Source organism: Streptomyces sp. NPDC007983 (genome assembly GCF_042958345.1).
Classification (GTDB): Bacteria; Actinomycetota; Actinomycetes; order Streptomycetales; family Streptomycetaceae; genus Streptomyces.
Genome location: NZ_JBIBJI010000071.1, coordinates 1 through 1,096, shown reverse-complemented (window position 1 = coordinate 1,096; position 1,096 = coordinate 1). Strand labels below are relative to the sequence as shown.

The window sequence follows — 1,096 nt, the reverse complement described above, 5'->3', positions numbered from 1 at the left end:
CTGCAGCCCGGTGAAGGTGCGCAGTTTGCGTTCGGCAGCGGCGGTCGCCAGCTCCTCGGCCTCCGCGGTGCCGTTGCCCAGCGGCCACTCGGAGAGCACCATCTTCCCTGCGCCCAGGGCGGATTGGATGATCTCCCGATGGTCCGGCACCTTCACGGTGACCACCACCAGGTCGACCCCGTCGGCCGCCGCCAGCTCTCCCGCCGTCCCGAAAAACTGCGCGACTCCGTACTTCTCCGAAGCCTGCCGCGCGGACTCGGCGCTGCTCGCCGAAAGTGCGCGCAGTTCGAAGCCGTCCAGCTGTTGCAGCGCGGGAAGGTGGGCCTGAGAAGCCCAGCCGCGCCTGGCGGAAAGACCGACGATGCCCACGCCAATGGGCGTCTGGTGGGGGGAAGACATGGTGAGACTCCTACACAGAGCGATAAGCTGTTCGACTTCGACAATGACGGGTCACCGCGTCAGCCCCCGTCCCTGCTCACATGCAAATTGCGCGGTTCAGGCGGACAAGGTATTCCGCGTCTGGTTGCACGCCGACCCCGAAGCGTTCCTGGACCACGGCGAACCCGAGGTCGCGCCGCTTCGGTGATCGCGCCGCGTCGGCCGCCGCCAGTGCGTCCGACAGCTCCTGACGGGTGAGATCCGTGCAGTAGGCGGGGGTGCCGGGCTGCTGCCGCCACGATTGTGCGAGCGGCCCCGCATCAAAGGCGTCGAACCCGGTGTCCTCGACGAGTGCCATGGTCAGGTCACGCTCTCGAGGACTGTCGGCCGCGACGGGCAGCGCGATGCGGTCCGCACTTCCCGCCGGCTTGTTCCTGTGCGCGAACGACTCGGCTCCGATCGAGTTCCACGCCTTGACGATGGGCCGGCCCAGCTGCTGGGCAGCCCACACGCTCTCGGCCTGGCCGGCCTCGATCGCCGCGATTCCGTTGTCCCGATGCGGGATGTAGTTCGACGTGTCGATGACCACCGTGTCAGCCGGCACGTTGGCTATCAGTGGTGCGACCTGCGGAATGCGGTCGAAGGGGATGGAGAGGATCACGGCGTCGACGTCCACTACGGCTTCCGCCGCGGTCACCGCGCGTCCGCCCGAGGCCAG

General features: G+C 68.2%; 2 protein-coding genes. Both read right to left on the bottom strand.

Annotation, left to right across the window (positions count from 1 at the left end):
- Positions 1–399, bottom strand: a 399-nt coding sequence (locus ACFZCY_RS45495; protein WP_391187725.1) for a Gfo/Idh/MocA family oxidoreductase, incomplete at its 3' end; no start/stop codon positions are given.
- 76 nt (positions 400–475) lie between these two features.
- On the bottom strand, positions 476–1,096 hold a 621-nt coding region (locus tag ACFZCY_RS45490; protein ID WP_391187723.1), incomplete at its 5' end, for an NAD(P)-binding domain-containing protein.